At 57.1% G+C, this 12,502-nt stretch carries 12 protein-coding genes, 1 tRNA gene and 1 other RNA gene; 7 read left to right on the top strand and 7 right to left on the bottom strand.

Annotated elements, in window-relative coordinates; all coding sequences use genetic code 11:
• Nucleotides 1-3: 3 nt before the first annotated feature.
• The 6 genes from sufB to AAF465_04005 form a co-directional block, all read right to left on the bottom strand.
• Nucleotides 4-1,452, bottom strand: coding sequence for a Fe-S cluster assembly protein SufB (gene sufB, locus AAF465_04030; protein ID MEM7081877.1), 1,449 nt, complete (start codon nt 1,450-1,452; stop codon nt 4-6).
• 12 nt (nt 1,453-1,464) lie between these two features.
• Nucleotides 1,465-1,914, bottom strand: a complete 450-nt coding sequence (locus tag AAF465_04025) for an SUF system Fe-S cluster assembly regulator (protein ID MEM7081876.1) — start codon at nt 1,912-1,914, stop codon at nt 1,465-1,467.
• Nucleotides 1,915-2,106: 192 nt separating this feature from the next.
• On the bottom strand, nt 2,107-3,606 hold the full coding sequence (locus tag AAF465_04020; protein ID MEM7081875.1) for a M48 family metalloprotease: 1,500 nt from the start codon (nt 3,604-3,606) through the stop codon (nt 2,107-2,109).
• Nucleotides 3,607-3,753: 147 nt separating this feature from the next.
• A complete protein-coding gene (locus tag AAF465_04015; protein ID MEM7081874.1) occupies nt 3,754-5,151 on the bottom strand; it encodes a PhoH family protein in 1,398 nt (465 codons plus the stop codon).
• Nucleotides 5,148-5,618 (bottom strand): peroxiredoxin, encoded by a 471-nt coding sequence (locus tag AAF465_04010; GenBank protein MEM7081873.1) that lies wholly within the window; start codon nt 5,616-5,618, stop codon nt 5,148-5,150. Before AAF465_04010 ends, AAF465_04015 begins: the two co-directional genes overlap by 4 nt.
• Nucleotides 5,619-5,656: 38 nt before the next feature.
• Nucleotides 5,657-6,187 carry an ACT domain-containing protein gene (locus tag AAF465_04005; protein MEM7081872.1) on the bottom strand — a complete coding sequence of 177 codons (531 nt, stop codon included), beginning with the start codon at nt 6,185-6,187 and terminating at the stop codon, nt 5,657-5,659.
• Nucleotides 6,188-6,448: 261 nt separating this feature from the next.
• On the opposite strand from AAF465_04005, the gene AAF465_04000 reads away from it, so the two are divergent.
• From AAF465_04000 to recR, 7 genes are all read left to right on the top strand, one after another.
• Nucleotides 6,449-7,138: a hypothetical protein gene (locus AAF465_04000; protein ID MEM7081871.1), complete on the top strand. Its 690-nt coding sequence runs from the start codon at nt 6,449-6,451 to the stop codon at nt 7,136-7,138.
• 103 nt (nt 7,139-7,241) lie between these two features.
• Nucleotides 7,242-7,332, top strand: a tRNA-Ser gene (locus tag AAF465_03995).
• Between the two features lie 107 nt (nt 7,333-7,439).
• Nucleotides 7,440-8,315 carry a 4-hydroxy-tetrahydrodipicolinate synthase gene (gene dapA, locus AAF465_03990; GenBank protein ID MEM7081870.1) on the top strand — a complete coding sequence of 292 codons (876 nt, stop codon included), beginning with the start codon at nt 7,440-7,442 and terminating at the stop codon, nt 8,313-8,315.
• Between the two features lie 303 nt (nt 8,316-8,618).
• An RNA gene (gene ffs, locus AAF465_03985) (signal recognition particle sRNA small type) lies at nt 8,619-8,715 on the top strand.
• Nucleotides 8,716-8,809: 94 nt separating this feature from the next.
• Entirely contained in the window at nt 8,810-10,447 is a 1,638-nt protein-coding gene (gene dnaX, locus AAF465_03980) for a DNA polymerase III subunit gamma/tau (protein ID MEM7081869.1), read from the top strand.
• A gap of 67 nt (nt 10,448-10,514) precedes the next feature.
• Nucleotides 10,515-10,835 carry a YbaB/EbfC family nucleoid-associated protein gene (locus AAF465_03975; GenBank protein ID MEM7081868.1) on the top strand — a complete coding sequence of 107 codons (321 nt, stop codon included), beginning with the start codon at nt 10,515-10,517 and terminating at the stop codon, nt 10,833-10,835.
• A 4-nt stretch (nt 10,836-10,839) separates the two neighbouring features.
• The gene (gene recR, locus AAF465_03970) at nt 10,840-11,451 is read left to right on the top strand and encodes a recombination mediator RecR (protein MEM7081867.1); all 612 of its coding nucleotides are present in this window, start codon (nt 10,840-10,842) and stop codon (nt 11,449-11,451) included.
• Nucleotides 11,452-11,577: 126 nt separating this feature from the next.
• On the opposite strand, the gene rsgA is transcribed toward recR, so the two are convergent.
• Nucleotides 11,578-12,492 (bottom strand): ribosome small subunit-dependent GTPase A, encoded by a 915-nt coding sequence (rsgA, locus tag AAF465_03965; GenBank protein MEM7081866.1) that lies wholly within the window; start codon nt 12,490-12,492, stop codon nt 11,578-11,580.
• Between the last annotated feature and the right edge of the window lie 10 nt (nt 12,493-12,502).

The raw sequence follows: 12,502 nt of genomic DNA, 5'->3' as shown, positions 1-12,502 counted from the left end.
TTCCTATCCAACAGCGCCTTCGAGGCTGACCGTCAGAAGCGCCTGAGCTTCGACAGCAAATTCCATTGGCAATTCTTTAAATACTTCTTTGCAAAACCCATTGACGATTAAGCTCACCGCGTCTTCTTCTGACAGACCACGCTGCTGGCAATAGAACATTTGATCCTCGCCAATTTTGGATGTCGTCGCTTCGTGCTCGATTTTAGCTGTGGCGTTAGCGGCCTCGATATACGGGAACGTATGGGCGCCACACTTATCGCCGAGCAGCAGTGAATCGCACTGCGCATAGTTCCGCGCGTGACTGGCGCCGGGCAGCACTTTGACCAGGCCGCGATAGGCATTCTGTGCCTGTCCGGCGGAAATGCCTTTCGAAATGATGGTGCTGCGGGTGTTCTTGCCCATATGAACCATTTTGGTGCCCGTATCGGCCTGCTGCCAGTTATTGGTAACAGCCACTGAATAGAACTCGCCCTGAGAATCGTCTCCCCGAAGAATACAGCTTGGGTATTTCCAGGTGATGGCGGAGCCGGTTTCGACTTGAGTCCACGAAATTTTTGAGCGTGGACCACGACAATCGCCGCGTTTGGTCACGAAATTGTAAATGCCGCCGACACCGTTTTCGTCGCCGGGGTACCAGTTTTGCACCGTGCTGTATTTGATTTGTGCGTCATCGAGTGCGACGAGTTCCACGACTGCAGCATGCAGCTGATTTTCGTCGCGCATAGGCGCGGTGCAGCCTTCGAGATAGCTCACGTGACTGCCTTTGTCTGCGACGATCAGCGTGCGTTCGAACTGACCGGTGTTCGCTGCGTTGATCCGAAAGTACGTTGAGAGCTCCATTGGGCAACGAACCCCCTCCGGGATATACACAAACGAGCCGTCGGTGAACACGGCCGAATTGAGCGCGGCAAAATAGTTATCGGCGTGCGACACGACCGAGCCCAAGTACTGTTTGACTAACTCAGGGTAGTCTTTGACCGCTTCAGAAAAAGAACAAAAGATGACGCCGGCGTCGAGCAATTTCTCGCGAAAGGTGGTGGCGACCGACACACTGTCGAACACGGCATCGACGGCCACACCGGCCAATCGCGCGCGCTCATGCAGCGGAATGCCCAGCTTGTCATACGTTTCGAGCAGCTTGGGATCGACCTCATCGAGACTTTGTGGCTTGTCCTTTTCGGATTTGGGCGCCGAATAATACGAGATCGCTTGGTAGTCGATCGGCTCGATATTCAGTTTCGCCCAGTTGGGTGGCTCCATCTTCAGCCATCGGCGATACGCCTTGAGCCGCCATTCGAGCAAAAACTCGGGCTCGTTTTTAATCGCAGAAATACGTCGAATCACATCCTCGTCGAGTCCTGGTGGAAGCGTTTCGGACGCGATGTCCGTCACGAATCCATGCTTGTACGAGCGATCGACTAAGTCGTGCATATCGTCTTGAGATTTGGCCATTACGGTGTCCGATTAGTTCGCCGAAGCGGGGAGAGGGAGATCAAACTGCATAGGGTTCATTGCCAACGGGCCGCCTTGCAGTAGCTGCGCCAGCGAGATGTCCTCGAGCGCCATGCGGATTTGGTGATTGATGATTTGCCAGCTACGGCCCACGGTGCAGCAAGATTGAATGTGACAGGTGTATTCCGGTGCGCTGCACTGGGTAAGCATGACGGGCCCTTCAAGTGCGTCGATGATTCGGGCGGCACTGATTTCGTGCGCGCTGCCTTTCAGTGCGTAGCCGCCTTGCTGCCCGCGAAACGAATCGACTAGATTCGCGCGTGCGAGTGTCTTGAGGATTTTTTTGACCGTCGGCTCGTTAAGGCGAGTGGCTTCGGCAACTTCTACCGCACTAAACACGGCGCCGGGTTGATTGGCGAGGGTTGCCAAAACCACGGTGCCATAGTCCGTCATTTTGCTCATTTTTAGCACAGCTGTACCCAGTCTTCGCGCCGCCACGCGGCGCATCATCTAAAGGGTACTATTCTAGTCCTGTTTGCTCGTAAGCGCCAGTATTATGTGGTGTTGTTTGGCAATCTCGTACTAGTGCAAGTCGCCACTGGGCGAGTGCGTGAACGGCCTGTGAAGGGGTTTTAGCGCGTTGCGAGGTGGTGACTATCGGGCCGCAACCGCGTCGCGCAAAGGCTGTGGTTTAGCCCTGGGTGCGCGGCGCTGGTTTCGACGACTTTTCACAATGACGGCTTCGATTTCCTCGAGACGCGTTTCAATACGAGCGAATTGGTAGTCGCGAATGTCGGGGGATTTGAGTGCGAGGCGAAGTTGATCGGCCGCCAACGAGAGTTGGCCATTGAGCACATGAAATTCGGACATATAGTAGTGCGCGTCGCCGTTGTAACCGGCGGCGTTTGCTGCCAGCGCCAGGATGCGAAGCTGCTCGGTGGTGTAGTCGACGTTATTAACCAAATCGAGCATCAGTGTGCGCGCCTCTTCGGATTCGCCGGCGTCAACCAGCAGGCTGGCGTGACTCATTGTTAGCGGCACATTGCGCGGGAATAAGCGCTGCGACTGTCCCAGCCGCACCAGCGCCTCGTCAACCTGGTCGTCGGCGAAAAGCGCCTCGCCGTAGAGAATATGGTAGGCGACAGTGGCTTGGTTGCGTTTGAACAGCGGTTCGATGAGTTCGACAGCGCGTTGGGTTTCTCCGGCGCGCATGAGGGCGAGCCCAAAGGCATACTGGACGTCGTCGCGTTCTTCGGAGGGATGACCCTCAATGCGCGCCTCAATGTCACTGAGAGCCACGGTTGCGCTGCGCTTTGATAGAATGTTCAAACGCGCCTTGGCCAGCCCATAGCTCATCGAACTGGGCACACGACGCTCAGGAAGCTGCTCGGCGCGGTTTCGGGTTTCCGCGATGCGATTTCGGGTTACCGGGTGGGTGCGGAGAAATTCGGGTACCTGCTGACCGGCCACGCCGTTACGGCGTGAAAGGGTCTGGAAAAAACTCGGCATGCCCTCGGGATCAAAGCCCGCTTCATACAGAAACTGTACGCCGACGCGATCCGCTTCGTATTCGTTGTCACGGGTAAAGTTGATGCGCTGTTGAATGGAGGCGCCCTGGACAGCCTGCACAGCTGCGCCGATGGCCGCGCTGTCCGCCCCGCCCAAACCGCCGATCAAAATAGCCGCCAAACTTGCCGCGGTCGTGAGCATGCTGTTTTGACCCTGAGATTCGATGAACCGCGCGATGTGTTTCTGACTGACGTGCGCGATTTCGTGCGCCAGTACACCCGCGAGTTCATTTTCGTTACGGGTGGCCGCGATCAAGCCGGTGTGGACGCCGATGAAGCCGCCCGGCAGGGCAAACGCGTTGATTTCTGGATCGTCGACGACAAAAAAGGTGAAGCGCTGGTCGCCTTCGTGTGCGTGAATCGCGATGCGATGGCCGATGGCTTGGATATACGCGGTGAGCTCCGGGTCCTGAAGAATGGCACCGCGTCGCTGTAAATCTCGAACAATCGCGCGGCCAAGCTGATATTCCTGGGTGCTGGAAATGCGTGCGCTGGCGGAGAGGCCGAGATCGGGCAGGTCGCTGTTTACATTTGCATAGATACTTGAGGTAAATCCCATAACAATAAGAAATAAAACAAGTTTCATTTTATGCTCCTGCCCGCCCATCAGTCTTTCAGACCGACTGTCCAGGGTGAGGTTCCCGGTCATGGCGGGCCCCTCATCACGACGGCAGACCGGCGTATCCACGGTGTCCGAGTGGTGTGAGCGAGCCAGCATCCATGGCCTTGGATCTCAAAGGGCATCCGATGCGTAATCGGCCAGACGGGAGCGTTCGCCCTGCATCAGGGTGATATGACCCGAATGGGGCCAGGATTTGAAACGATTCACGACGTAGGTCAGTCCGGACGTGGTTTCGGTTAGGTAGGGCGTGTCGATTTGCGCGACGTTACCGATCGCCACCACCTTGGTGCCCGGGCCGGCCCGAGTGATGAGCGCTTTCATTTGTTTGGCGGTGAGGTTTTGGGCTTCGTCGACAATAATGTACCGCCCGAAGAAGGTGCGACCTCGCATAAAATTCATCGACCGAATTTTGATGCGACTGCGGACCAAATCTTGCGTTGCGCCGCGCCCCCATGAGCCGCTCTCTTCGCTTTGCGTGAGCACCTCCAGATTGTCCATCAGCGCGCCCATCCACGACTCCATTTTTTCTTCTTCGGTGCCAGGCAGAAAACCGATGTCCTCACCCAACGGTACCGTGACGCGAGTCATGATGATTTCTTTGAAGCGATTATCATCCAGCGTTTGTTGAAGGCCAGCGGCGAGGGCGAGCAAGGTTTTTCCGGTGCCTGCTGCGCCGAGTACCGTGACAAAATCGATGTCGTCGTTGAGCAGCAGGTTGAGCACGTAGTTTTGCTCGCGATTACGCGCTCGAATGCCCCACACGTTGTTGTGTTCGCTGCGATAGTCCTGCACTAACTCGACCGTTGCGCCGTCGTCGTCAAGACTGACCACCGTGGCGTCGAAGGCGGTCGCTTGGTCCGAGTAGACGAATTGACCGGGTGCCCATGTGCTGACCAGCGGGCCGCTGAGTTTGTAAAACGTGCGGCCTTCCTCGAGCCAGGAATCCATGTTCTTGCTATGGGTGTCCCAAAAATCATGGGGCAGCTCGCTCACGCCAGAAAAGAGCAGGTCAACATCGTTGAGCGTCTTATCATTGTAGTAGTCCTCGGCGGCGACACCCACAATGCGCGCCTTGATGCGCAGGTTGATATCTTTTGAGACCAGTACGACGTCCGCGTCGGAGTACTTGACCTTGAGATGGATGGCGGTAGAGAGAATGCTGTTGTCCGGCACTTCCTCGGTTAATGCTACTGAGGGCGTCTGGAGGGTATCGGTATCGAACATCAGACGACCCGCGTCGATTTCGTTGTCCTCGCCACGGTGAAATCGCCCAGGCAGCTGAACGCCTTCTTCGATGAGCGTGTCGCCCCCTTTTTGTATCAGCTCGTCAATAAAGCGGCTCGCTTGACGCGCGTTCCGCGCGGCTTCTGACATGCCTTTTTTGCCGCGATCCAGTTCCTCAAGCACCATCATGGGCAGATGAACATCATGCTCGTCAAAGCGGAAAATGGCGGCGGGGTCGTGCATCAACACATTGGTGTCGAGCACAAAGATACGGCGTTTACTCATTGCAGTGCTTTGACGGCCTCCAGAACGTCGTCGACATGACCTTTAACTTTTACTTTGCGCCACTCATTGCGAAGGATGCCTTTTTCGTCGATTAAAAACGTGCTGCGCTCGATCCCCAGAACTTTTCGCCCGTACATGTTCTTCTCTTGAATCACGTCGAACTGTTTGCACAACGTTTCGTCTGGGTCGGAGATCAGATCAAATTTAAAACCCTGCTTGGTTCGAAAATTCTCGTGGCTTTTTAGGCTGTCGCGCGACACACCCAAGACGACCGTATTGCGTCGTTTGAATTTCAGCGAGTTCGCTTGAAAGTCGAGCCCTTCGGTCGTGCATCCTGGCGTGCTGTCTTTGGGGTAAAAATACAGGACAACATTCTTTCCTTTTAATTTGTTGAGCTCGATCGTCGCATCGGACGTGGCCGACGCTTTAAAATTCTTCACTTTCTTACCAATGACGGGTCGGGGCACGGTGTATCCTCTGGTTGGGTGGCGGTGGCTGAGGCGGCTTAGTTTTTGACCGGCTCAAGGATGGCGTCGACATTTATTTCGTCACAAAACTCCGCGAACTCATCGCGCAATCGCGCGATGTGAAGCGTGCTTGGAATGTTGACGATAATTTGCATTTCAAACAGGTTTGCGCCGGTGTGTGGCGCCGCGCGGCAGTGCGTGGCCAGTTCGGCGATGGCAATGTTGCGCGAACCGAAAAAGCCCGACACGGCATGCACTATTCCGGTTTCATCCAATGACACCAGGTCGACCGAGTATGGCAACAGGTTTTGTTTGGGCGGCATGTTCTCGGTGCGACGGCACGAAACGGACAGTTCGCTCTGTCGGTTGAGCGTCTCGAGTTCAGATTCGAGTTTGGCCAACGTATGCCAGTTGCCCGACACCAGAATCAACGTCGCAAATTGCGTACCGAGGGTGGCCATACGGCTTTCAACAATGTTGCCGCCGCAGTCAAGAACAGTGGCGGTAAGGTCGTGTACCAGGCCGGTACGGTCGGCTCCGACCGCAGAAATCAATACAAAGTGAGTCATGAGCACAGTCCGGGATGGTGCGAAACCGTGAGTGTACCGCGTCACAGGTTGCGTGCAACCGCCGCGGGGCCTGTTAGACCGGCATTTTTCGCACTGTCAATGAACGAAATGCGATATCATGCGTCGATTATTATCCGGCTCAACCATTTGAGCTGGAAGAGGCGGCAGGCGCTCGTATCCTTTGGCGACGCGCGCTGATTCGGTCGCGGCGCGAGCCGAACCGTTGGGCAACACCCGAAAACACTGGTTTGGGGAGATAGAATGCGAATCAAGCTCGTAGCAGTGAGCGCACTGAGCGGTTTATTCCTGGCGGCCTGTGGCTCCGACGACGCCTGTAATAAACCCTTGCCGTATTTGGCGAGCACCGAGCGGGGGGAACTGGTTGTTCCGTCCGACCTCAATGCACCGCCTGACGATAGCCAAAAGCGCATTCCGCCAATCGCCGAAGAGCGGCGAGCGCGCTCCAATCCGTGCAGCGTCGGGCCGCCGGACATTGTGATTGAACCGCCGTCCGGCCAAGTCGCTGACGCACCTCCGGCGCGTACGCCGCCAACCACCGCGGCGCCCGTTGAGGTCGGGCCGTTGTTTCGAAGTGAGAGTGTTGAGGAGACCGTGGATGCCTGGATTGCGAGCTGGCGAGCGGGTGACGCGCCGAGCTACCTGAGCTACTACGCGACCGATTTCCAAAGTGCCGATCAAACACTGAGTCGCGACGAATGGATGCACCGTCGTCAGCAACTCGTGCGAGATACCGGAACCGCTCAAATCAGCATTCGTGATGTGCGTGTTGAGGACCTCCCGGCCGGCCGAAAAATGGTTCGTTTGATTCAAGATTTTGTGAGCACCGATGGTGAGCGAGCGTCGGTGGTGAAATTGCTGGAAATGACGCGTGAGTTTGACAGTTGGCGTATCCGCCGTGAGCGCGTGGTCGAGGTGTTGCCTGCAAACTGACGTCCCCGAGTGTCGCGTGAACCGCGTGTCGACACATTGCGCCTCGGAGGCGCCTGGGGTACTCTGCGCGGCCTTGGGGTGAAACCCCTGCAGGTTCCAAAGTGGAGAGTTGGCCGAGTGGTCGAAGGCGCATGATTGGAATTCATGTATACGGTAACCCCGTATCGAGGGTTCGAATCCCTCACTCTCCGCCACTTCGAGTTGGACCTCGCGCACGTCGGGGTTACCGCCGATTGGCGCTCAGTCGCACTGCGTGTCAGAACCGATCTATCGCCCCATCCTGTTGGTAAAGCGAGACTCTATGTTTAGTGGATCTTTGGTTGCGCTGGTTACGCCATTTTCGAATGGGCGACTCGATGAGCCGGCGCTTCGCCGCATGGTTGATTTTCAAATCGAACACGGCACGAACGGACTGGTGCCGGTCGGCACGACGGGCGAGTCACCGACCCTCAGCGAAGCCGAGCACAAGCGCGTTATCGAGGTTGTCGTGGAGCAGGCGGCAGGGCGGGTTCGGGTGCTCGCGGGTGCCGGCTCAAATAACCCGATTGAATCAATCGAATACGCTCGTTGCGCCGAAGAGGCGGGTGCTGACGGGGCGCTGGTGGTTGTGGGTTACTACAATCGACCCTCGCAGGAGGGCATCTACCGTCATTTTGAGATGCTCCATAACGAAACCAACATTCCGCTGGTGGTCTACAACATCCCGCCCCGAGCGGTAGTGGATGTCAGCAGCGAGACGATGGCTCGATTAGCCGCATTGGATCGTGTTGTTGGCGTGAAAGACGCCACCGGCAATTTGGGCCGGGTGTCGGAGGAGCGGCAGCGTATCGGAGATGATTTTGCCTATTTATCGGGCGACGACATCACCGCGGTGGCGTACAACGCAGTCGGTGGAAAAGGGTGCATCTCGGTCACCGGGAATGTGCTACCGGCCGAGTGTGCCGCGATGCAAGCGGCCTGCGAACGCGGCGATTTCGCTGCCGCGCGTGCCATTCACGATCAGTTAGTACCATTGCACCTTGCCTTGTTCACTGAGCCGAGTCCGGCCGGCGCCAAGTACGCCGCATCGCTGCTGGGCCTGTGTGAGGAGGAATCTCGGCTGCCGATCGTCGCGGTGTCCGAGGCAACGCGCCACGCCATCCGGGCAGGGTTGGAACACGCGGGCGTGTCGCTTTGAGACTGCTTGGCGCGATGTGAACACGCCGTGCATCGTCACCGGTGCGCGGTACGCCAATAAGTCAACTGATTTCCCTCCAGTAATAAACCGTTACGAGCTGTAGTTAACGCTGTCTGTGCGATGCGGCGCGGGTACCACATCGGCGTTCCTACGGTGGTCGCCCCCATACAGACTGGGCCGGCGTGCTGTGGATGTCGGGGCGTGTGGCGTGACGGTCAGGCGACTTGATCTCCGTGTGTTGGGCCGCTGGTATTGCGGTTGTTTGTTGCGGTGCGGGTTGATACAGTGCGCAGCGGTGGCTCGCGTCGGTACCTCCGCGACGGCTAGCCGTGAACTCCGCCAGGCCCGGAAGGGAGCAACGGTAGCGGTGACACCGGGTGCCGGGGGACTACTGGCGTGGGCCGCTTTCTCTTCCGATTTTCCGGTGCGATCAGTGGTACAGTAGACGGCCGCGGCTGAGCCGCCGTTGCGCCTAGTTTCAAGAAAGTCGACTTATGAGCTACACCGTTCTTGCCCGCAAGTGGCGCCCACGCAATTTTGCTGAAATGGCCGGACAGGAACACGTACTTCGCGCGTTGATCAACGCCCTGGATAACGATCGACTCCATCATGGCTTTTTATTCACCGGCACCCGGGGTGTCGGGAAAACGACCATCGCGCGTATTTTGGCGAAATGCCTAAACTGCGAACAAGGCGTCAGTTCCACGCCGTGTGGTAAATGCTCAGCCTGTCTAGAGATCGACGAAGGTCGTTTCGTCGATCTGATTGAAGTGGACGCTGCCTCCCGAACGAAAGTCGACGACACGCGAGAACTACTCGATAACGTGCAGTACGCCCCAACGGCCGGGCGATATAAGGTTTACCTCATCGATGAGGTCCACATGCTGTCTCGCCATTCGTTTAACGCGTTGCTAAAAACGCTCGAGGAACCCCCTCCACACGTTAAATTCCTGCTGGCCACGACCGACCCGCAGCGCTTGCCGGCAACTGTCTTGTCACGTTGTCTGCAGTTTAATTTGAAGCGTCTACCGAAAGAGCTAATCGTCGAACGCCTCAAGGCGATTTGTGAGGCGGAGTCATTTAGCTTCGAGTCAGATGCGCTGTCTCTGTTGGCGCACGGCGCCGACGGGAGCATGCGAGATGCGCTGAGTTTGCTCGATCAGGCCGTGGCGTTTGGCGGCGGCGCAGTCAATGAAGCGGATGTGCGTGCCATGCTTGGCACGGTGGAGCGAAATAAGGTCTATGAGCTGGCGCGCCTACTGGCGCGGCGAGACGGTCAGGCGGTGCTCGAGCGCGTCGCGGCGATGGACGAATATGCGCCTGACTATGCCGAAGTGTTGCAGGAGTTGTCGCTGTTGCTGCAACGTGCCGCCATTTATCATCTGACACAGGTCAAGCCACGCGACTCGCAGGAAATGTTCGATTTAGTCACGGAGTTATGCGGCCTGCTGGATAAAGAGGACGTGCAACTGTTGTATCAAATTGCAATTGTGGGTCGCCGTGATTTACCGCTGGCGCCGGATATGCGCAGTGGTTTTGAAATGGTGTTGCTACGTATGCTCGCGTTTTTGCCGGCATCGCCGCAGGGCGAAGGTAAAAAAAAACCGTTGAGTGAGACACAGTCTCACGCTCGATCCACGGTGGCCGCAGCACCGCAAGGGGCATCACATGCGACGAACACCAAGACGGCGACGCAATCGGCATCTCCCAGCTCGGCTGAGCGCGCTCCCTCTGACACCGGTGCGCGGGTTGATTTTCAGGACTGGTCGTCCGCGCTTGAGTTGTTCGGCTTGCACGGTGCGGCGCGCCAGCTGGCGTCGAATTGCGTCGTGAGCGCCAGCGACTCACACTCATTGAGCCTGGTGTTGGATGAATCGAATCAGCACATGTTGACGCCACAGGTGCTCAATAAGCTGACGTCGGTGATTCAGGGCCACCTTGGCGACGCGTTTTCGATTTCCATTGCGTTGGGTAGCGTCACGGCGGATACGCCCGCCAAGCAGCAGCGTGATGCCGAACAGGCCAATCGACTGGCGATCCGCGACTCATTGCTCAATGATCCAAACGTTCAGACCTTACTGGAGACGTTTGACGCGACGTTGCATGAAGATTCCATTAAACCGATCAACTAGCATTGCTATCGGCGACACGCGCCATATGGGATGCAAATAGCCGGCAGGCAAAATCAGGAATACGACTATGATGAAAGGTGGACTCGGCAAGCTCATGAAGCAAGCCCAAAAAATGCAAGAAGACATGAAAAAGGCGCAGGAGGAATTGGCCTCGCTAGAGGTCATCGGCGTGGCGGGTGGCGATATGGTTCAAGTCGTAATGAACTGTAAGCACGAAGTCAGGCAGGTGAAAATTGATGACGCCTTAATCGGAGAGGACAAGGACATGCTCGAAGATCTCATCGCGGCGGCGATGAACGACTGCGCCAAGAAAGTTGAAAAGGCCACGCAGGAAAAAATGTCGGGCCTAACCGCCGGATTGCCCCCCGGCATGAATCTACCGTTCTGATCCATTGTCCTATTCGCCCTTACTTCAGGAGCTCATAGAAGCGCTGCGCTGTCTACCCGGCGTTGGGCCCAAGTCGGCGCAGCGCATGGCGTTCCATCTGCTGCATCGAGATCGTGCTGGCGCCACACGGCTTGCGCAAACGCTGGATAAAAGCGCGTCGGAGATCGGTCATTGTGAACGTTGCCGAATGTTCACTGAGCAGCCGTTGTGTGCACAGTGCGCCTCACCACGCCGCGACGCCACCACGCTGTGTATCGTTGAAACGCCGGCCGACGTAGCCGCGATTGAGCAATCGGGAGGCTACAGCGGCCTGTACTTTGTGCTGATGGGGCATTTGTCGCCACTCGATGGCATCGGCCCGGATGAGCTGGGGCTTGATTTGCTCGAACAACGTTTGCGTGAAGGGGAGGTGCGCGAGATCATTGTGGCAACCAACCCGACGGTGGAAGGCGAAACGACGGCGCAGTACCTGGCCGACATGGCGCGGCATATGAATGTTTCGGCCACACGCATTGCGCACGGTGTGCCGATGGGCGGCGAGCTTGAGTTTGTTGACGGTGGCACGCTCTCTCATGCGCTGGCCGGCCGGCGTCACTTTGACGAAGAAAATCAATAAAACGCGACGACGTACCGAGTCTGTGGCGAATTCCCGTATGGCGCGTCACGTCAACCCATCCGGTGCATTCAGCGCGTTCGCGTCGGTAGGGCTTGTAACGTTGCGCGCGTCGAAACCTGAGTATGCTCAGTGGGGGGACGCACTGGCGTTTAGCTCGCGCATGAGCGACAACAGACGAAGATAGCTGGTGTAACGGCGCTCAAGAATAATCCCTTGGTCCACTCGCGCTTTAACCTCGCACCCGGGTTCGTGCTCGTGGCGACAATTGGCAAATCGGCAATGTCGCGCGGCGGCAAAGATCTCGGTATAACCATTAACCACTTGCTCTTCTAGCAGGGTTGGCGGAGCAAAGTCTCGCACACCCGGCGAGTCGATGAGTCCACCCTCCGCCGGTTCGGCAAAACGATACATATAGCTTGCCGATGTGGTGTGGCGTCCAAACTTCCCAGACGTCGAAATTTCTTGCGTTTCTTGATCACTACCCGGGATTAATCGATTTAAAAGTGACGATTTGCCCACACCAGATTGCCCAACGAGAATGCTCACGCCGTGCTCACAATGCGCCATGAGGGATTCGATGCCGTCGCCGGATTTGGCGCTGCAGCGAATCGTCGGGTAGCCCAGTTGTGCAAACGAGTCGAGCCAGTCGAGATGGCTGTCGGCAAGCTCAACTTTGTTCTGCACCAGCACGCAGTCGATCTGCAGGTGCTCGGCGGCCGCGATATAGCGGTCGACAAGAAACGGGTCCGCAGGGGGTTGGGAGGCGAACACGACGATTAGTCGGGTGAGATTCGCCGCAACGTGTTCATCGCGACCGCGGCGGTTTGGTCGCATGAGCACATTGTCACGCTCGTTAATGGCGGTGACCACGCCATCCACGGTGTCGTCCACCAAGGGTGACCATGTTACGTAGTCGCCGCACACCGGTCGGATCCGACGGCCTTTCATACGGCAGCTAAAACGTTCCCGTGCGGGAGTTTCAATAATAACCTGACGACCAAACGCGGCGACGACCTGCGCTGTCGCCGTGGCCGTGCTCATGAGGCGTTAT

The sequence above is a fragment of the Pseudomonadota bacterium genome (assembly GCA_039028935.1).
GTDB lineage: Bacteria > Pseudomonadota > Gammaproteobacteria > Steroidobacterales > SZUA-146 > SZUA-146.
Note: the sequence above shows the minus strand (reverse complement) of the source record. Positions and strands in the feature narration are given on the sequence as shown.

Coding starts and splice junctions, on each gene's coding strand:
- AAF465_04000 (MEM7081871.1), top strand. CDS start 6,449: ATGCGAATCAAGCTCGTAGCAGTGAGCGCACTGAGCGGTTTATTCCTG.
- AAF465_04020 (MEM7081875.1), bottom strand. CDS start 3,606: ATGAAACTTGTTTTATTTCTTATTGTTATGGGATTTACCTCAAGTATC.
- AAF465_04015 (MEM7081874.1), bottom strand. CDS start 5,151: ATGAGTAAACGCCGTATCTTTGTGCTCGACACCAATGTGTTGATGCAC.
- AAF465_04025 (MEM7081876.1), bottom strand. CDS start 1,914: ATGAGCAAAATGACGGACTATGGCACCGTGGTTTTGGCAACCCTCGCC.
- sufB (MEM7081877.1), bottom strand. CDS start 1,452: ATGGCCAAATCTCAAGACGATATGCACGACTTAGTCGATCGCTCGTAC.
- rsgA (MEM7081866.1), bottom strand. CDS start 12,492: ATGAGCACGGCCACGGCGACAGCGCAGGTCGTCGCCGCGTTTGGTCGT.
- AAF465_04005 (MEM7081872.1), bottom strand. CDS start 6,187: ATGACTCACTTTGTATTGATTTCTGCGGTCGGAGCCGACCGTACCGGC.
- AAF465_03975 (MEM7081868.1), top strand. CDS start 10,515: ATGATGAAAGGTGGACTCGGCAAGCTCATGAAGCAAGCCCAAAAAATG.
- dnaX (MEM7081869.1), top strand. CDS start 8,810: ATGAGCTACACCGTTCTTGCCCGCAAGTGGCGCCCACGCAATTTTGCT.
- dapA (MEM7081870.1), top strand. CDS start 7,440: ATGTTTAGTGGATCTTTGGTTGCGCTGGTTACGCCATTTTCGAATGGG.